Source organism: Devosia sp. (assembly GCF_030689745.1).
Taxonomy (GTDB): Bacteria; Pseudomonadota; Alphaproteobacteria; order Rhizobiales; family Devosiaceae; genus Devosia; species Devosia alba.
Window position 1 is genome coordinate 1 of the sequence record NZ_JAUYGL010000240.1, and the last position, 17,257, is coordinate 17,257.

17 protein-coding genes and 2 tRNA genes are annotated in these 17,257 nt (G+C 61.5%); 7 read left to right on the plus strand and 12 right to left on the minus strand.

From position 1 onward, the window contains the following. Window positions 1–77 (plus strand) — tRNA-Pro (locus tag Q8O80_RS21290). A gap of 45 nt (window positions 78–122) precedes the next feature. Then, on the plus strand, window positions 123–428 hold the full coding sequence (locus tag Q8O80_RS21295) for an ETC complex I subunit (protein WP_305583121.1): 306 nt from the start codon (window positions 123–125) through the stop codon (window positions 426–428). Between the two features lie 217 nt (window positions 429–645). Here Q8O80_RS21295 and Q8O80_RS21300 read toward each other — a convergent pair whose 3' ends face one another. The 8 genes from Q8O80_RS21300 to Q8O80_RS21335 form a co-directional block, all read right to left on the minus strand. After that, on the minus strand, window positions 646–1,797 hold the full coding sequence (locus Q8O80_RS21300; protein ID WP_305583122.1) for a Gfo/Idh/MocA family protein: 1,152 nt from the start codon (window positions 1,795–1,797) through the stop codon (window positions 646–648). A gap of 11 nt (window positions 1,798–1,808) precedes the next feature. Continuing rightward, on the minus strand, window positions 1,809–2,864 hold the full coding sequence (locus Q8O80_RS21305) for a sugar phosphate isomerase/epimerase (RefSeq protein ID WP_305583124.1): 1,056 nt from the start codon (window positions 2,862–2,864) through the stop codon (window positions 1,809–1,811). Window positions 2,865–3,067: 203 nt separating this feature from the next. Next, window positions 3,068–4,207 (minus strand): Gfo/Idh/MocA family protein, encoded by a 1,140-nt coding sequence (locus Q8O80_RS21310; protein ID WP_305583126.1) that lies wholly within the window; start codon window positions 4,205–4,207, stop codon window positions 3,068–3,070. A 2-nt stretch (window positions 4,208–4,209) separates the two neighbouring features. Further along, entirely contained in the window at window positions 4,210–4,959 is a 750-nt protein-coding gene (locus Q8O80_RS21315) for a sugar phosphate isomerase/epimerase (protein ID WP_305583128.1), read from the minus strand. A gap of 186 nt (window positions 4,960–5,145) precedes the next feature. After that, window positions 5,146–6,228, minus strand: coding sequence for an ABC transporter ATP-binding protein (locus Q8O80_RS21320; protein WP_305583130.1), 1,083 nt, complete (start codon window positions 6,226–6,228; stop codon window positions 5,146–5,148). A gap of 5 nt (window positions 6,229–6,233) precedes the next feature. After that, complete coding sequence (locus Q8O80_RS21325) at window positions 6,234–7,166, minus strand: carbohydrate ABC transporter permease (protein ID WP_305583132.1); 933 nt, start codon at window positions 7,164–7,166, stop codon at window positions 6,234–6,236. After that, window positions 7,163–8,101 (minus strand): carbohydrate ABC transporter permease, encoded by a 939-nt coding sequence (locus Q8O80_RS21330; protein WP_371136253.1) that lies wholly within the window; start codon window positions 8,099–8,101, stop codon window positions 7,163–7,165. Before Q8O80_RS21330 ends, Q8O80_RS21325 begins: the two co-directional genes overlap by 4 nt. Window positions 8,102–8,196: 95 nt before the next feature. Further along, on the minus strand, window positions 8,197–9,438 hold the full coding sequence (locus Q8O80_RS21335) for an ABC transporter substrate-binding protein (protein WP_305583134.1): 1,242 nt from the start codon (window positions 9,436–9,438) through the stop codon (window positions 8,197–8,199). A gap of 227 nt (window positions 9,439–9,665) precedes the next feature. Here Q8O80_RS21335 and Q8O80_RS21340 point away from each other — a divergent pair, with 227 nt between their 5' ends. Next, window positions 9,666–10,727, plus strand: a complete 1,062-nt coding sequence (locus Q8O80_RS21340; protein WP_305583136.1) for a LacI family DNA-binding transcriptional regulator — start codon at window positions 9,666–9,668, stop codon at window positions 10,725–10,727. A gap of 62 nt (window positions 10,728–10,789) precedes the next feature. Then, window positions 10,790–10,866: transfer RNA gene (locus Q8O80_RS21345), tRNA-Arg, on the plus strand. A 31-nt stretch (window positions 10,867–10,897) separates the two neighbouring features. On the opposite strand, the gene Q8O80_RS21350 is transcribed toward Q8O80_RS21345, so the two are convergent. Then, window positions 10,898–11,782 (minus strand): helix-turn-helix domain-containing protein, encoded by an 885-nt coding sequence (locus Q8O80_RS21350; RefSeq protein ID WP_305583138.1) that lies wholly within the window; start codon window positions 11,780–11,782, stop codon window positions 10,898–10,900. A gap of 91 nt (window positions 11,783–11,873) precedes the next feature. Here Q8O80_RS21350 and pobA point away from each other — a divergent pair, with 91 nt between their 5' ends. Then, entirely contained in the window at window positions 11,874–13,040 is a 1,167-nt protein-coding gene (pobA, locus tag Q8O80_RS21355; protein ID WP_305583140.1) for a 4-hydroxybenzoate 3-monooxygenase, read from the plus strand. Window positions 13,041–13,159: 119 nt separating this feature from the next. Here pobA and pcaQ read toward each other — a convergent pair whose 3' ends face one another. Further along, entirely contained in the window at window positions 13,160–14,101 is a 942-nt protein-coding gene (gene pcaQ, locus Q8O80_RS21360) for a pca operon transcription factor PcaQ (protein WP_305583142.1), read from the minus strand. A 298-nt stretch (window positions 14,102–14,399) separates the two neighbouring features. On the opposite strand from pcaQ, the gene Q8O80_RS21365 reads away from it, so the two are divergent. Then, window positions 14,400–15,446 (plus strand): 3-carboxy-cis,cis-muconate cycloisomerase, encoded by a 1,047-nt coding sequence (locus Q8O80_RS21365; RefSeq protein ID WP_305583144.1) that lies wholly within the window; start codon window positions 14,400–14,402, stop codon window positions 15,444–15,446. Window positions 15,447–15,476: 30 nt separating this feature from the next. Here the strand turns inward: Q8O80_RS21365 and Q8O80_RS21370 are convergent, their stop codons facing one another. After that, window positions 15,477–15,920: a helix-turn-helix transcriptional regulator gene (locus Q8O80_RS21370; RefSeq protein ID WP_305583146.1), complete on the minus strand. Its 444-nt coding sequence runs from the start codon at window positions 15,918–15,920 to the stop codon at window positions 15,477–15,479. 185 nt (window positions 15,921–16,105) lie between these two features. Between Q8O80_RS21370 and Q8O80_RS21375 the strand changes: the two genes are divergently transcribed. Then, on the plus strand, window positions 16,106–16,786 hold the full coding sequence (locus Q8O80_RS21375; RefSeq protein ID WP_305583148.1) for a hemolysin III family protein: 681 nt from the start codon (window positions 16,106–16,108) through the stop codon (window positions 16,784–16,786). Here Q8O80_RS21375 and Q8O80_RS21380 read toward each other — a convergent pair. Then, window positions 16,783–17,257, minus strand: a 475-nt coding sequence (locus Q8O80_RS21380; RefSeq protein WP_371136254.1) for a DUF192 domain-containing protein, incomplete at its 5' end; no start/stop codon positions are given. The genes Q8O80_RS21375 and Q8O80_RS21380 overlap by 4 nt on opposite strands.

A 17,257-nucleotide genomic window follows, 5' to 3' on the forward strand; every position in this document is an offset into this window, starting at 1 on the left:
CGGAGTGTAGCTCAGCCTGGTAGAGCACTGGTTTTGGGAACCAGGGGTCCAAAGTTCGAATCTTTGTACTCCGACCATCACATTTCGCCTTCTGGCGCCCAGCATCGTGTTGAGGAACTTGCATGACCGCCCGCATCTACCGCCCGGCCCCAAACGCCATGCAGTCGGGAAGAGGCAATTCTAGGCATTGGGTTCTGGTGTACGAACCAGCCGTACCCCGCTCGATCGACCCGCTGATGGGCTATACGAGCTCCAGCGATCCCACGCGGCAGATCCAGCTGACCTTTGACAGCCAGGAAGACGCCGAGGCCTATGCCCAGAAGAATGGCATCGCCTATTCGGTGCAGCAGGCGCAGGTCTATGTCCCCAAGCGCGCAAGCTATCCGGACAATTTCCGCGCCGACCGCAAGACGCCCTGGACGCACTGATTTCGCTCTAGGATTTGGAAACGACCATGCGCTGCAAGCAATTGTGGCGCATTTTGCTGTCCGGATTGCTGGCGATACGCAGCAGCAGGCTCGCCGGGCTCCTATAGGGGTCCGCGTCTCCCCCAATGGACAGATTTGTGTTCGCTACCAGTGGTTTCGATGACGTCACCCCGACCAGGGATCGGGGTGACCTTCATGACAATGTCGCTGCCGGTGCTCAAACCTCGCTGAGCTTGGTCCACTTGCCGTCATTCTGGCTCGACTGTACCGAGGCCATGATGAACTCCATGCCCTCCACGCCGTCTGCCAGCGTTGGCAGCAGGCCTTCATAGGCGGCGCCCTCGCCCCGGATAACGGCCGCAAACTGGCTGTAGAGCGTGGCAAATGCCTCCAGATACCCTTCGGGGTGGCCGGCGGGAATGCGCACATTCATGGTGGAGGCGGCATCGCCCGAAATGGCGCCGCCCCGGGTCAGCAGCTGCCGTGGCTTGCCGAACTCGGTGAACCACATGTAGTTCGGGTTGTCCTGGCGCCATTCAATGCCACCCTTGTCGCCATAGACGCGCAGTTGCAGGCCGTTTTCGCAGCCAACAGCCACCTGGCTGGCCCAGAGCATGCCCTTGGCACCGCCCTCGAAGCGCAGCATGATGTGGACATTGTCATCGAGCTGCCGCCCCTCCACGAAGCTGGTGAGATCGGCAGAGACGGAGTCAGTCTTCAGATCACTGACAAAGCGCGCCAGATTGTGGGCGTGGGTGCCGATATCGCCAATGGCGCCGCCTGCCCCCGAGCGCGCCGGATCGGTACGCCAGGAAGCCTGCTTGTTGTCGTCGGTGGTGGGCTCGGTCAGCCAGTCCTGCGGATACTCCACCTGGATGACGCGAATCTTGCCCAGCGCCCCCGAGGCCACCAGTTCCCGGGCCTGCCGGATCAGCGGAAAGCCGGTATAGTTGTGGGTCAGCAGAAATCTTGCGCCATTCTTGGGTTTGATGGCGGCAAGCTTGCGGGCATCTTCCAGCGTGCTGGTGATCGGCTTGTCGCAGATGACATGAATGCCCGCCTCAAGAAACGCCTTGGCCGGACCATAATGCATGTGGTTGGGCGTGACGATCGAGACGGCCTCAATCCCGTCAGGACGGGCCGCTTCAGCCTTGGCCATCTCTTCATAGGAGGTGTAGATGCGGTCGTCGGCCAGGCCGATATTGCGCCCGGACTCCAGGGCGACGTCGGGCCGCGACGACAGCGCGCCGGCCACCAGATCATAGTCGCCGTCAATGCGGGCGGCGACGCGGTGCACGTAGCCGATAAAGGCGCCAGTGCCGCCACCAACCATGCCCAGACGAATGCGCTTTGCGCCGTTTTCAGCCATTGTCGTGCTCCCTAGCTCAGACCGAGGATTTTGCGATTGGCGGCCAGATCCGTCCCCGAGGACGCAAAATCGTCAAAGGCGTGCTCGGTCACGTGGATGATGTGGTGCTTGATGAATTCGGCGCCTTCGCGCGCGCCGTCCTCGGGATGCTTGATGGCACATTCCCATTCCAGCACGGCCCAGCCCGCGAAATCATACTGCGCCATCTTGGAGAAGATCGAGGCGAAATCGACCTGGCCATCGCCCAGGGAGCGGAAGCGCCCCGCCCGGTTGATCCAGCTCTGATAGCCGGAATACACGCCCTGACGCCCGCTCGGGTTGAACTCGGCATCCTTGACGTGGAAAAGCTTGATGCGCTCGTGGTAGATATCGATGAAATCGAGATAATCGAGCTGCTGCAGCACCATGTGGCTGGGATCGTAGAGGATGTTGGCCCGCGGGTGATTGTTGACCCGCTCAAGGAACATCTCGAAAGTCACGCCGTCGAACAGGTCTTCGCCGGGATGCAATTCGAAGCCGACATCCACGCCATTCTCGTCAAACGCGTTGAGGATCGGGGTCCAGCGACGGGCCAGTTCGTCAAAGGCTTCCTCGACCAGACCGGCGGGACGCTGCGGAAACGGATAGAGGAACGGCCAGGCCAGCGCGCCCGAAAAGGTTGCGTGTTCGGTCAGGCCCAGGTTCTGTGATGCCTTGGCGGCCCAATGGAGCTGCTGCACGGCCCATTCCTGACGCGCCTGCGGATTGTTATGCACCGAGGCAGGGGCGAAGCCATCCAGCATGGTGTCATAGACCGGATGGGCTGCAACGAGCTGGCCTTGCAAATGCGTCGACAACTCGGTGATGGCCAGACCATGCCCGGCGGCGGTGCCGGCCAGTTCATCGCAATAGGTCTTGGACGTGGCGGCCTTTTCAAGATCAATCAGGCTGCCCACCCAGGTGGGAATCTGCACACCTTTATAGCCGTGGCCGGCGGCCCAGCCGCAGATGGCATCGAAGGAATTGAACGGGGCGGCGTCGCCGGCGAACTGCGCCAGAAAGATTGCGGGACCCTTGATGGTGCGCATGATTGTCTCCTCAAATGCGGCCCTGCCCGATGGCGGTGCCTTGTCGTTGCCGATTCAACAGTAGACCTCACCCTGAGCGCGTCAAAGGGCGAGGTCGTGGCACAATCTCATGCACGACCTCGTGGTTCGGCAAGCTCACCATGAGGTCTACTGGACATATTGTTCGACAGGCCCGTGGGCCTGTCAATGAGGCACGTCCCTCACTATTTCAGCAAGGCCTGGGCATCGGCCGGACTCAGTGCCATTGGGCGTTCACAAGTAGTGCTGAGGGTCAGCACTTGCCCGCTTTCGCCGGCCTTGAGCAGGCTGGTCATCACGTCCACGGCATGCAGCGCCACATCGAGACCGCAGCGCGCGGCGTAACCGCCCTCGATCGAGGCCATCATGTCAGCCAGACCGGCAGTGCGGTAATTGGCGCGCGGCGTTGGCTTGTCGAGATCCTGGTTGGCAACGCCAAACGGATGATCCCACGGGGTGACCGCGCTGCGCTCACCCGCGATATCGGCGGTGGTGATTTCGCCACCGAAGAAGTTTGGATCCGGCACGAAGATCGAACCATCCGTGCCGTAGAGCTCGATATTGTGGTGGCCATGCGCTGCCACGTCCCAGCTGGCGCCGATGGTGACGATGGCGCCCGAGACGAACTCCAGCACACCGTGAATGGTGGTGGGGGTGCCAACCTTGACAAAGCTGCCCTTGTAAGGCCCTTCGGCCGTCACTTCGCGCTCGGCTCGGGCCATGTTGGTGAAGGCCGACAGGCGCCGGACCGGCCCCAACAGGTGGATCAGTTCGGTGACGTAGTATGGCCCAAGATCGAGTATCGGCCCCGCCCCTACCTGGAAAAAGAAATCCGGGTTGGGATGCCAATGCTCCATGCCGCGGCTCATCACATGGGTGGTACCGCTCATGATCTTGCCGAGCTGACCGCTATCAATGATCTGACGGGCCTGCTGGTGGGCGCCGCCCAGGAAAGTGTCCGGTGCACTGCCCACCTTCAGATTGCGCTCGGCCGCGGCCTTCTTGAGCGCAGTGCCCTCTTCGAGCGAGAGCACAAACGGCTTTTCCGAATAGGCGTGCTTGCCCGCCGAGACGATATCCATCGACACTGAATAGTGCGTCGAGGGGATCGTCAGGTTGACGATCACATCAAGTTCGCTGTTCTTGAGCAACGCATCGGGTGTCTGGGCGACGACGCCAAATTCCTCGGCCCGCTTCTGCGCGGCTGCGGGAATGATGTCGGCTACGGCACGCACCTCGAGCCCCTTGAACAGCGGCGCCAGGCGCAAATACGCAGCGGAGATGTTGCCGGCACCCATGATGCCGACGCCATAAGTCTTGGCCATGCTTATTTCCACTTCTTGGCGGCAGCGATCGAGCGCGTGGCAAAGCGCACCGCATCGGAAGGCTTGTCATGTTCAGCGACGAAATACTGCGCCTTGGTCTTGCTGGTCACCTTGGTGATCAGCTCGTCCCAGTTCAGGACGCCTTGACCCACATCGGCCCAACCGTCTTCGTCAAGGCACTCGCCCGCAGGGGCGATATCCTTGACGTGCACCGCGGTGATGCGGTCGCCATATTTGTCGAACCAGGCAATCGGGTCGGCCTTGCCGCGAACAATCCAGGCGACATCGGCTTCCCACTCGATCTTGGGTGCGGTTTCCAGCAGGATTTCCATCGGCGTGCGGCCGGAGGTGGTGGGCACAAACTCAAAATCATGGTTGTGCCAGCCAAAGCCGTAGCCTTCCTTGCTATAGGTTTCCGCCGCGCCAGCCAGCATCTCGGCCAGCTCAAGCCATTTTGACTCATCGGCGCTGCGGCCTTCCGGGCCGATATGGGGGCAATAGATGCGCTTGATGCCAAGGGTTTCGGCGGTCTTCAGCGTGGTCGCAACATCGGCGACCTGAGCGGGGCCGAAATGGCCGGTGGGCATGGTCAGGCCATTCTTCTTGAGACTGGCGGCCAGTGCCGCGGGATCGGCATACAGTCCGCCATAACCTTCGACCTGAGTGTAGCCGAGCGAACCAAGCGTTGCGAGGAAGTCCTCGAGCGAAGGGACGTTGCGGGCGCTATAGAGCTGGAATGACAGTTCGGTCATTTGTGGCCTCGTTGTAACGTTGAAATGAGCTGGCGATCGCGATGGGCGATGCAGACTAAGGGCGGTTTCGGGATGCTGTCGCGCCTGCAGGTCAGGCCGATCACCGCAAAAGTAACATTGGGCCAGGGCTGGGGCGGGGCAGAAGCGGGGCGCCCTGAGGCGCCACCGCAATAATGTAGTAGCCGATCAGAGACGGTTGGTGGTCTCGGCACTGAAAATCGAGCCCCGCGCGGGGTCAAAGCCAATGCGCACCATCTGACCAGTCTCGATCACGACATCGCTGTCGCAACGGAAGGTCACCGCCTTGTTGCCAATTTTCGTCCAGGCCAGCGTATCCGATCCCATCGGTTCGACAATCTCGATTTCGGCGTCAATCGAGAACGGCATGGCAGCCGCGGCCTCGCCCAGCGCGATATGTTCGGGCCGCACACCCAGCACCGCCTGTATCGGGCCGTTGGACGGCGCGGCAAAATCATAGGTGTCCACCGAAACCACAGTGCCGTCGGCAGTCGTGAAAGTGGTGCCCTCCAACGTGCCCTCGAACATGTTCATCTGCGGCGAGCCAATGAACCCGGCAACATAGAGATTCACCGGCTTGTTGTAGATCGTGTGCGGATCAGACAATTGCTGGATAACGCCATTCTTCATCACCGCGATGCGGTCGGCCAGCGTCAGTGCCTCGATCTGATCATGCGTCACATAGATCATCGTGTTCTTGAGCCGATGATGCAGCCGCTTGATCTCCACGCGCAAGTCCGAGCGGAGCTTGGCGTCGAGGTTGGACAATGGCTCGTCGAACAGGAATACATCGACGTCGCGCACCAGGGCACGGCCAATGGCCACACGCTGGCGTTGGCCGCCGGAGAGGTTGGCAGGCTTGCGGTCGAGCAGCGGCTCGATCTGCAGGATTTCTGCGGCGCGGGCGACGCGACGCTCGACCTCGTCCTTCTTCATGCCGGCGACGCGCAGGCCAAAGCTGAGGTTCCGCTCAACCGTCATCTGCGGGTAGAGCGCGTAGGACTGAAACACCATGCCGATGCCGCGGTCCTTCGGTTCGAGCCAGGTGACGTTCTTGCCACCGATGAAGATCTGGCCGTCGGAGACGTCCAGCAGCCCGGCGATGCAGTTGAGCAAGGTCGACTTGCCGCAACCCGAGGGGCCGAGCAGTACGATGAACTCGCCCTGGGCAATGTCGAGGTCGAGGTGCTGAAGCACCTTCACACTGCCGAAGTTGAGCGATAGATCGCGGATGGAAACGCTGTTTTGCATTCGAATTATCCCTTCACCGCACCAGCGGCAACACCGCGGACGAACCACTTGCCGGACACGAAATAAACCGCCAGCGGCACGAGGCCGGTCAGAACGGTAGCGGCCATGTTCACGTTGTATTCGGGCGTGCCCTGGGCCGAGTTGACGATGTTGTTGAGCTGGACGGTCATCGGGTAGTTTTGCGTTCCGGCAAAGACCACACCAAACAGGAAGTCATTCCAGATGCCGGTAACCTGCAGGATCAGCGCCACCACAAAGATCGGCAGCGACATCGGGAGCATGATCTCGAAGAAAATGCGCCAGAAGCCCGCGCCATCCACACGTGCCGCCTTGAACAATTCCTGGGGCAGCGACGCAAAATAATTGCGGAACAGCAGGGTCAGGATCGGCATGCCAAAAACCGTGTGAACGATAATGACGGCCTGCAATGAGCCGAAGATGCCCATTTCACGGGTGATCATCACCAACGGATAGAGAAACACCTGATAGGGAATGAACGAGCCGAAGATCAGGATGGCAAAGAAGATTTCCGAGCCCTTGAACCGCCAGTTGATCAGGGCATAGCCGTTCACCGCAGCGATGAAGATCGATATGATGGTGCTCGGAATGGTGATCTTGACCGAGTTCCAGAAGCCGGGCGCCAAGCCTTCACAGGTGAGGCCTGTGCAGGCACTGGTCCAGGCCTTGACCCAGGCATCAAAACTCGGCGCCGTCGGCAGCGAGAAGATATTGCCGAAGCGGATTTCAGGCATCGTCTTGAGCGATGTGGTGAACATCACGTAGAGCGGAAACAGGTAATACAGCGAGAACATCACCAGAATGGAATAGATGATGATCTTGCGGGGCGTGAAGAACGGCTTTGGCCGAGGGCCACGCGGCTCGACAGCAGCGCCGGTCGGCGCCGGCGAGACGCTCGCCATGGTTGAGATCTGGCTCATGTGCGACGCCCCTTTCCACCAAATTCAAGGTAAGCCCAGGGGATCAGGATAATGATCACCGACAGCAGCATCATCGTGGCAGCGGCGAGGCCCTGGCCGATATTGCCGCCCGAAAACATGTAGTTATAGACGTATTTGGCAGGCACTTCCGAAGAGATGCCGGGGCCGCCATTGGTCAGCGCCACCACCAGATCGTAGAGCCGGACAATGCCGGACCCGATAATCACCACCGCGGTGACCATCACGCCACGCATCATGGGAACGACGATGGAGACATAGGTGCGCCAGGTCGGAATGCCGTCGATACGTGCAGCCTTCCAGATTTCCTCATCCACACCGCGCAGCCCGGCCAGCATCAGCACCATGCAGAAGCCCGTGCCTTGCCATAAGCCCGCAATCAGCAGGGCGTACAGCACCATGCGCGGATTGGCGATCCAGTCAAAGGTGAAGTTCTCCCAGCCCAGATTGCGCATTGTGCCTTGCAGGCCCAGGGTGGGGTTCATGATCCACTGCCACACCAGGCCCGTCACGATGAAGGACAGGGCGAAGGGATAGAGCATGATGGTACGAAAGGCGCTCTCGAAGCGGATTTTCTGGTCGATCAGCACCGCAAGGATAAAGCCGACGACCAGCGTAAAGATCAGCGACAACACGCCGTATGTGATCAAATTGGTGACCGACACGTTCCAGCGGGAGGTGGCGAACAGGCGCTCATATTGCTCGATACCGACAAACTTGCCGGTGGGCAGAAGCTTGGAATTGGTGAACGAGTAGTAGATCGTCCAGAGTGTGCAGCCGACGAAGACAACCAGCACGGTCACCATCATGGGCAGTGCAGCGATCTTGGCGGGCAGGTTGTGAAGGATAATTCTTTTCAGCAGGCTCGGTCGGTTGACCTTGGCGCCCGCTTCCAAAGGAAGGGCTGTGTCCGCCATCAATGTATCTCCAAGAGAGGGTGGCCAACCTTGTATTCAAGGTCGGCCACCGCTTTCAGTCCTGGGAGCAGGCTCCCAACGAGCTAGCCCAAGGCTTACTCAGCCGACTCGATGATCGAGGCATAGCGCTCGACGTAGTCGTCAACAGTGATGCTGTCGTCATCGATGAACTCGATGCTGAGATCCTGCAGCTGCTGCTGGGTATCGCTGGTCAGGGCGAAGTCGCCCGATGGCAGCAGACCATTGCCGAGCATGCCCAGAGCCTTCTGCATGCACGGATTGGCGGCCGCCAGGTCAATGTCGGTCCGGATCGGCATGGAGCCCTTGACCATGTTGAAGTTGAGCTGGGCTTCAGGCGAGATTAGGATGCGGGCCAGATCGGCCTGAGCGTCGAGGACGGCCTGGTCGGTACCTTCAGGCAGCTTGGGGAAGTAGAACGAGTCGCCGCCGCCGGTGAGCTGATCACCCAGGCCGAGAGCCGGCAGACATTCGTAGTTTTCACCGGGGACGCCGCCGGCCACCTGCAGATCGCCCTGCAGCCAGTCGCCGTGGATGTTGCCGGCCGCAGTGCCTTCGAGCAACTGTGTACCAACGTCACCGAAGGACGGCACCATCATGTCAGGCGAGATCACCTGGCGCAGCGAGTCGAGCGCTTCGGCAACCTTGCGGAACTCAGGTCCACGAACAGCGCTGGCATCCTTGTCACGATTGATGGCCAGCACCAGGTCGCTGCCGCCCAGACCGGACATCAGCACGCCGGGAACGCCGGAAATCGGCCAACCGGTCGCCAGACCAAAGGGGAGCACGCCGGCGTCCTGCAGAGCAGGCCAGCTGGCGACATATTCGTTCCAGTCCTTGGGAACAGGCTGGCCGATCTTTTCGTAGGCAGCGGTGGAGAGCCACAGCCAATCCCACGAGTGAATGTTGATCGGCAGGCAGTAGAGGCCGCCTTCAAAACGGCAAGGCTCAAGCAGGCTGGCGTCGACGTAGAAGCTCTCGATGTCCATGTCGGCGACGACATCGGTCAGGTCGCGCATCAGGCCGGCCTGGATGAGTTCCTCGGCATCACGGCCGGTGTTCATCTGGGTGGCGCCCATTGGATCGCCGCCGATGATGCGGCTGATGATGACGGGGTTGGCACCGGTGCCCGACCCGGCCAGCGCGCTGTCCACCCAGGTATTGCCGGTCTCTGCTTCGAAGGCCTTGGCGAATTCGGCAATAGCTGCCGCTTCACCAGCCGACGTCCACCAGTGCGTGACTTCCAGATCGACGGCCATGGCGGCGGTCGTGCCCATCAACGCGGTAGCCATAGCGGCTACCACTGCAAATTTCTTCATAGATTGTCCTCCCAACGATCACTTGGAGCGAAGCGCCCCCGCGAAGCGGTCAGCCGCAAGGTCGTCTTCTAGTGAGACATCCCGTGCTGACTGCATGTAATCGATTGCATTTTCGGTATCCCAAAATCGTGCAATCGATTGCATTACATTCATACACGACTTGCAGACCTGTCAAGATCGAATTAGACAGATTGCGTTACCGACAGCGAGAGGGGGCGCTGCCAGGTATGTCAAAAGCAGAAAAAACACCGACAATTCAAGACGTTGCCAAATTTGCGCAGGTATCCACAGCCACTGTGAGCCGGGCCTTGTCACGCCCTGAACGGGTCAGCGGGCCGACCCGCGAGCGGATTGCCGAGGCCGTCCGCATTACCGGCTATACGTTGAACCAGGCGGCGCGCTCGCTGCGGCAGCGAACCGCCCGAACCATCCTGGTTGCCCTGCCCGACATCGGCAATACGTTCTTTTCCACCATCCTCGATGCCATCGAACGCGAGGCCGCCCTGCGCGGCTATGGCGTGCTGGTGGTGAACCGCATTGCCGGGGACGTATCCGGTCGGCGGCTGCACGAGTATTTTCTGTCCAATCGGGCGGATGGGCTATTGCTGCTCGATGGCGCCCTCGCGCTGGCGCCCCTGCTGGTGCTCACCCAGGCACCAGCTAATGTCCCCCTGGTCATGGCCTGTGAAGCCATTCCCGACGCCCCGTTTCATGCCGTCCGGACCGACAATATCTACGCGGCCGAGGTGGCAACGCGGCATCTGATCGGGCTGGGGCATCGCCGCATCGGCCACATTCAGGGGCCGCCGGGCAATGTGCTGACAACGGAGCGGCAAACCGGTTTCACCAACGCCCTGGCCGCCAGTGGGCTGACCGCGCAGCCCGAATGGATCCTTGCCGGCGGCTTTACCATGGAGCGCGGCGTGGCAGCCGCCGAACAATTCATGGCGTTGCGCGAGCGTCCCAGCGCCATCTTTGCCGCCAATGACGAGGTCGCCATCGGCTTCTTGTCCGGGCTGCGGCGGCATGGTCTGGAATGCCCGCGTGACATTTCGGTGGTTGGCTTTGATGATCTGGCGGTCGCAACTCATGTCTGGCCGCCCTTGACCACCATGCGCCAACCGCGCGAGGCGCTCGGTCGCCTGGCGGCCGAAGCCCTGATCGATCTGATCGAGGGCAAACCACCCAGCCGCGTACCCAAACATACCGTGCTCAGTTCCGAGCTGATCGTGCGCGCCAGCACGGCCCCGCCTCCCTCTGTGTCCACCCCCCTGTCAGCCGCATCGTAATTGCCGGCGCCTGCGGTCTTCCTTTTGCGACAGAATCCGCTACATGGAACCGGTCTGGTTCTGGTCCCGTAGCTCAGCTGGATAGAGCAGCAGCCTTCTAAGCTGTTGGTCGCAGGTTCGAGTCCTGCCGGGATCGCCAGATGTTTTCAGCTAATCACGGCACACCTCGCCTACGCCTTCACTGAATCCGCATTTTGCCGGCGAAACCGCTCCGGTGGCATCCCGACCGCGCGGCTGAAGGCGCGGCTGAAATAGGCGGGGTCGGTATAGCCGAGCGCGTAGGCGATCTGTTTGACCGGCAGCGCGGTGAACACCAGATAGCGCCGGGCCTCATGCATGATCCGGCGTTCCACCACCGTCATGGCCGATGCCCCCAGCACGGCGTTGGCGGTGCGGTTGAGATGGCCGGGCGTGATCCCCAGCGCCGCCGCGTAAAACGCCAGCGAGCGCTGCTGGGCAAACTCCTGTTCCACCAGGCGCTGAAACGCCTGCGCGTGGCGCATGGCGGGGTGCGGTGCCGGCTGCGTGGCGGCCACGGCCTGTCGGCTGGCGCGGACCAGTTCGGCCAGCAGCGTGCCGACCCGTCCCGACAGCGCCAACCCCCTCGCCTCGCCTTTGTGTCCAGCCTCGGCCAGCAACGCTGCCATGGCCTCGGCAATGGCAGGGTCGGCGTCGGCAAAAATGCTCGCAATGGCCAGGCTGCCACGCGTATCGGCATGGGCGTCGAGCATGGCGCGGATATCGGCTTCAAACAGTGTCAGCACCGTGCCGCCGACATCATGGTCAAAGCGATAGGCGTGGATGGCCAGCGCCGGTACAATCACCACCGCCGGCGGTTCGATGGTGCAAACACTGTTCTCCAGCGTCACCATGGCGGTGCCAGCGGTCAGCTGCAACACCTGAAATAATTGCTCGTGTCGATGCGGACCGATGCGGAAATCGTGCAAGCTGGAGCGCGATGCCAGTGTCTCGAAATGCAGGCGATCGGCGAAAGGAAGCGCGGTCTTCTCACCATAGAGCGCATAGACGGGTACGGGCGAAACAGATTTTTCCATGTTCGGATTATCCAAGTCTTTGCCGGTCCTGTCCATTGGTTGATGCGCCCCTGTTCCCCATTATCGCGTGCCACGGAGCGGGGAGAATAGCATGCGTACACAGGTGGCCATTATCGGCGCAGGCCCAGCCGGCCTGATGCTGGGTCGATTGCTGGAGCGGGCCGGCGTTGACGCGGTGATCATTGAGCGCAAAAGCGCCGATTATGTCCTTGGACGGATTCGCGCTGGCGTGCTGGAACAGGGCGCGGTGGATTTGCTGGACGCGGCAGGCGTCGGCCAGCGCATGCATCAGGAAGGCCTGATCCATAAAGGCATCGACCTGGCCTTTGATGGCGACATGCTCAACATCAATTTCGAGAAACTGATCGGCAAGCACGTCATGGTCTATGGGCAGACCGAGGTCACCCGCGATCTGATGGCGGCGCGTCAGGACAGCGGTGCCCTGACCATCTACGAAGCCGACGATGTGGCCATCCACGATTTCGACGGCGCCACACCCCGCGTCACCTATCGCAAGGATGGCGTCACCCACACGCTCGATTGTGATGTCATTGCCGGTTGTGACGGCTTCCACGGCGTCTGCCGTGCCAGCGTGCCGGAACAATCGGTAACCAGCTTCGAACGGGTTTATCCGTTTGGCTGGCTGGGTGTGCTGGTGGATCAGCCACCGGTGGGCGAAGAACTGATCTACGCGCACCATGAACGCGGCTTTGCCCTGTGCTCCATGCGATCCAATACCCGCAGCCGCTACTATGTGCAGGTGCCCAGTGACGAGAAAGCGGCAAACTGGAGCGATGACCGCTTTTGGGATGAATTGCGGGCGCGGCTCAATCCCGCCACCGCTGCAGCGCTCAAGACCGCAGCGTCGATCGAGAAATCCGTGGCGCCGCTGCGCAGTTTCGTGGCCGAACCTCTGCGCTTCGGCAATTTGTTCCTGGCGGGCGACGCCGCCCATATCGTGCCACCAACCGGGGCCAAGGGGCTCAATCTGGCGATGAGCGACGTCAAGGTCCTGGCCGAAGCGTTGATCGAGCGCTTCCTTGAGCGATCAACGGCCGGCGTGGATGGCTATTCAGGCACGGTACTGCAGCGCATTTGGAAGGCTGAGCGCTTCAGCTGGTGGATGACCTCGATGCTGCACACCTTCCCCGAAACCGGCGCCTTTGGTCGCCGCATTCAGCGCGCCGAATTCGACTATCTGGCCAGCTCGCTCGCCGCCCAACAGAGCCTGGCCGAGAATTATACCGGCCTGCCATAAGCCACGGCGCAAGGCGCGTGTCCCCTGTGGCGCCAGGGGCAGCATATTGGCGCAAGCGGTGGCAATCGAATGTCTGGTGGCGGCGTTTTAGCCCTGTCCGACCGCTATCGGCGGCGTCTTCATGCCACCGCCGGCGCTCCGGTTGCTTGCCGCGCACTGTGGCGAATGGCACTCATCAACCCCACCGCCGGTGGCGACAGGGTGACGTCGACCCGCGTGGTCAACCCGACCGGTCCGCGCGTCTCGTCCATGGCAAAGGGTAGCGCAACCAACAGGCCATCACGACAATCGGGCGCCACCACGCCCTCCGAAATGAACCACACCGCATCGGTGGCGCGCAGATAGTTGCGGGCAAAACTGTCCGACACTGTTTCGAGCACCGTATCGGCAATGTCCACATTGTGGGCGCGCAGGTACCGCTCGACGGTGGGGCGAATCACGGCATCGGGTGGCGGCAGCAACCAGGGATAGTCAGCCAGCGCTGACAGCAGCGGCGCCTTGGATTCCGCAAGCGGATGGCCCCTGCGCACCACGGCGCAGACAAGTTCGGAATAGAGATGCTCAAAGCTCAGCCCGGCAATGTCGTGTGGGTCAGCCATGCGCCCCACTACCAGATCAAGCTCGCCGGCGCGCAGCAAAGCTATCAGATAAGCATTGGGGCCAGTAACGACGCGCGTCGGCATGATAATGCCATCGGCGGTCAAGGCGGCCAGGGCCGCCGGCAGGATCGATGTGGACACGGTAGGCAAGGCGCCGATCCGGACCATATCGACTGCTGAAACCTGCGCGGCCACCTGAACGCCCTGCCAGAGCGCAGCCATGCCATTGGCTGCATGCAGCCGAAACAGCTCCCCCGTGGTAGTCAGACTCAAGGTCCGCCGACTGCGATCAAACAGCGGCACGCCCAGGATCGCCTCCAATTCCTGAATGGTCTTGGTAGCGGCGGGCTGGCTCATGTTCAGGGCACTGGCCGCCTTGGCGACACCACCAAGCCGGGCGACCTCGAGAAAGCAGCGCAAGTGGCGCAATTTGAGGCGGGGGTCGAGTTGGGCAATCGGCATGGGCACCTCTGGAAACTGCCTTGATTGATATACTATCAGTTATATCTTGTCGCGAGCTTCTCATTTCCATTTCGTGGCCAAGTCAGCAAAATGAACCAACCGGCGCTTTGCGACACCCTTGCCCGGTCCACTAAAATAACCTTTTGACATGGTGAGTCCCGGCAGCACCCATTCAGGAACCCCGCCCGACCTGCAGCGGTGAGCAGCGATGGCCGCCGAGGGTGGCTCGGTTAGGGATCGCGCTTGCGGTGTCGTGCGTATAGGCTGACGCCAACGCAAGAAAGAACAAGCAAGACCGATGAGCCTTCTGAACGCTGCGCTGTTTGCCGATCCTGAACTCGACGACCTGCTCGACGATAACGCTCATCTGGCCGCCATCGTGCACTTTGAGGCGATGTTGGCGAGCGCCAGCGCCACCGAGGGGCTGATCCCGAGCGCCGCCGCCCACGAGATCAGCGAACGGCTGGGCCAGGTCCAACTTGATACCGCCGCACTCGGTGCCGGCCTGGCCAAGGACGGCGTGGTGGTCCCCGCGCTGATTGGCGCGCTGCGCCAGACGCTGTCTGAGCCCAGCCGCCCCTACCTGCATCACGGCGCGACCAGCCAGGATGCCATCGATACGGCCTGGATGCTGCAACTGGCGCAGATTGTGCCGCTGCTGCAGCAGCGGCTTGGCCACGTCGACAGCACGCTGGACGGTCTGACCGTGCAATTTGGTGGCCAGACACTGATGGCGCACACCCGCATGCAAGCCGCGCTGCCATTCACCTTGGCCGACAAGCTGTCGACCTGGCAGCGGGCCATTGAGGAGTGCGCCACCGGCCTGACATTTGCCGCCGAACGGGCACTGGCCGTGCAATTGGGTGGGCCCGTGGGCAATCGCGCCAGTTTTGAGGGCAAGGGGGACGCCATTGCGACCCGGCTGGCCGCCTTGCTAGGGCTGCGCGCCGCGCCCGCTTGGCACGGCAACCGCGTGGCACTGTGTCGGCTCGCCGCCGAACTGGCCGGGATCAGCGGCGTGCTGGGCAAGCTGGGCGTCGATATCACCCTGATGACGCAGAGCGAACTGGGGCAAGCCGTCATTAGCGGTGGTGGCGGATCATCGGCGATGGCGCACAAGAATAACCCGGTGGAGGCCGAATTACTGGTGACTTTGGCCCGGCAGAGCGCGGGAAGTCTGGGCACGCTGTTTCAGGCATTGGTGCATGAAAACGAGCGCTCGGGCGCGGCGTGGACCCTGGAATGGTTGACCTTGCCCACCATTGTCCGCAATGCCGGCAGTGGCCTGCTGATGGCGCAGCGACTATTGCAACGGCTGAGCTTTCCGCCGCAGGACACCGCCTGAACACCGGTGAATGAGCGTTTTCTGAGCGCCCTAGAAGTCGAAGCCCATCTGTGAAACGGCCGGCTTAGCGGGTTTGGTGGGCTTGACGGGCTTGGCCGGAACAGGCGCAACGGGGTCCGCAGCAACCGGCAAGACTTCCGGGGCGGGACTGGCGATTGCTGCCGGCCTGCTGGCAGACGTCTTGAGCTTTGCCGCTTCCTTGCCCGTCTTTGGCGACGGAACGAGTTCACTCAGCCAGCGCTGCACCGGGGCCAGCCTGTTCACGTGCAGCGCATAGCGGTTTTCGCGGCCAAATTTTTTCTCGCTGATCAGGCCGGACTGCTTGAGTACACGCAGATGCCGCGAGATGGCGGGACGGCTGATCTTGAACGCCGCGGCCAGCACATGCACGGGCTGCGGACCCGCACGGAGCAATTCGACTAGGCGGCAGCGGGTCGGGTCGGCCAGGGCCACAAGAACTGCAATGGGCGGCATGTCGTTTCCAGAGCTTTTCCTGCTGAGTAGGTAACGACAGGGTTACTCGTCAAGGGCCTGGCGGATATGCAACTGTTTGTTCACCAGATACGTTGGTCCAGACTTAACGATGCGCCATGATGGCGTGGCGTCCGCAATATTCTGGTCACTTCCCTGCGCGAAGTTCGGAACAGGGAGAATTACACATGACGAAACCAGCAGCGACATATTCGTGGTGGAGCCGTGCACAGCGGCCATACTCAGCTGCCGAGCTGGTCGTCGACAGCATTGTGCATATTCTCGGCCTGGTCGGCGCTATCGCTGCCGGATCGATCCTGCTGGCCTTTGCCATCAGCGAAGCGGCGCCCGAGCTCCCTGCCCTGTTCATCTATATCTTCAGCCTGGTTGCCGTGCTTGGCGTGTCGCTGGCCTATAATGTGACGCCGGTGTCGCCGATCAAGATGCTGCTGGCCCGCTTTGACCAGGCCGCCATCTTCCTGTTCATCGCCGGCTCCTACACACCCTTCCTGGCGGTCATGGCCGGGACCACGACGGGCACGTTGATGACGACATTCGTCTGGGGCGCCTCACTGATCGGGGTGGCGCTCAAGCTGATCGTTCCCGAACATTTTGGCAGGCTGGCCATTGCCCTCTATTTGGCGATTGGCTGGAGCGGTATTCTGGTGTTCCAGTCACTGGCCCAGACCCTGCCCACGTCGACCATGTGGCTGCTGCTGGCAGGCGGCGTGACCTATTCGCTGGGTATTATCTTCCACCTCTGGGAAAAGCTGAAATTCCAGAACGCGCTTTGGCATGTGTTCGTGGTGGGTGGCGCCAGCCTGCATCTATGGGCCGTCATCGACTTCATGGTCATTCACCGCTTTTAGTCGCGCGGCACAGCCACTCGGTCATGCTCCATGGTGTCACCCGGCTTGAGCCCCAGCTCAACGGAGCGGCCTCCCGGAATTTCCAGCACGAATTGCACCGGCACTTCTGAGGGAATCGAGGTCGGATCCTGCGGCCGTGCATTGACGTGAATGGTCTTGACCACACCATCAGCGCCGACAAAAATCATGTCGAGCGGAATGAAGGTATTGCGCATCCAGAACGAGACTTCGCGCTCCTGCTGGAAATCAAACAGCATGCCGGCATCAGCGGCCAGTTCCTGGCGGAACATCAGGCCCTGCGCGCGGGTTTCGGGCGTGTCCACCAGTTCGACATTGAAACTGTGCGCGCCGCTCGCGGTGTGCAGCACCAATTTGCCCTCATCGCTGCACGCGGCGAGCGGCGCGGACACCAGCAGCACGGCGACAAACGCGCCAGCACGGCGCAGCGCCGGAGCAAAGCCAGAGGCAATC

Excerpts from the sequence above, each read along its gene's own strand:
- pcaQ (WP_305583142.1), bottom strand. The coding sequence starts at position 14,101 with ATGCCGATTGCCCAACTCGACCCCCGCCTCAAATTGCGCCACTTGCGC.
- Q8O80_RS21330 (WP_371136253.1), bottom strand. The coding sequence starts at position 8,101 with ATGGCGGACACAGCCCTTCCTTTGGAAGCGGGCGCCAAGGTCAACCGA.
- Q8O80_RS21310 (WP_305583126.1), bottom strand. The coding sequence starts at position 4,207 with ATGGCCAAGACTTATGGCGTCGGCATCATGGGTGCCGGCAACATCTCC.
- Q8O80_RS21335 (WP_305583134.1), bottom strand. The coding sequence starts at position 9,438 with ATGAAGAAATTTGCAGTGGTAGCCGCTATGGCTACCGCGTTGATGGGC.
- Q8O80_RS21315 (WP_305583128.1), bottom strand. The coding sequence starts at position 4,959 with ATGACCGAACTGTCATTCCAGCTCTATAGCGCCCGCAACGTCCCTTCG.
- Q8O80_RS21350 (WP_305583138.1), bottom strand. The coding sequence starts at position 11,782 with ATGGAAAAATCTGTTTCGCCCGTACCCGTCTATGCGCTCTATGGTGAG.
- Q8O80_RS21320 (WP_305583130.1), bottom strand. The coding sequence starts at position 6,228 with ATGCAAAACAGCGTTTCCATCCGCGATCTATCGCTCAACTTCGGCAGT.
- Q8O80_RS21370 (WP_305583146.1), bottom strand. The coding sequence starts at position 15,920 with ATGCCGCCCATTGCAGTTCTTGTGGCCCTGGCCGACCCGACCCGCTGC.
- Q8O80_RS21325 (WP_305583132.1), bottom strand. The coding sequence starts at position 7,166 with ATGAGCCAGATCTCAACCATGGCGAGCGTCTCGCCGGCGCCGACCGGC.
- Q8O80_RS21295 (WP_305583121.1), top strand. The coding sequence starts at position 123 with ATGACCGCCCGCATCTACCGCCCGGCCCCAAACGCCATGCAGTCGGGA.
- Q8O80_RS21365 (WP_305583144.1), top strand. The coding sequence starts at position 14,400 with ATGAGCCTTCTGAACGCTGCGCTGTTTGCCGATCCTGAACTCGACGAC.
- Q8O80_RS21300 (WP_305583122.1), bottom strand. The coding sequence starts at position 1,797 with ATGGCTGAAAACGGCGCAAAGCGCATTCGTCTGGGCATGGTTGGTGGC.
- pobA (WP_305583140.1), top strand. The coding sequence starts at position 11,874 with ATGCGTACACAGGTGGCCATTATCGGCGCAGGCCCAGCCGGCCTGATG.
- Q8O80_RS21305 (WP_305583124.1), bottom strand. The coding sequence starts at position 2,864 with ATGCGCACCATCAAGGGTCCCGCAATCTTTCTGGCGCAGTTCGCCGGC.
- Q8O80_RS21340 (WP_305583136.1), top strand. The coding sequence starts at position 9,666 with ATGTCAAAAGCAGAAAAAACACCGACAATTCAAGACGTTGCCAAATTT.
- Q8O80_RS21375 (WP_305583148.1), top strand. The coding sequence starts at position 16,106 with ATGACGAAACCAGCAGCGACATATTCGTGGTGGAGCCGTGCACAGCGG.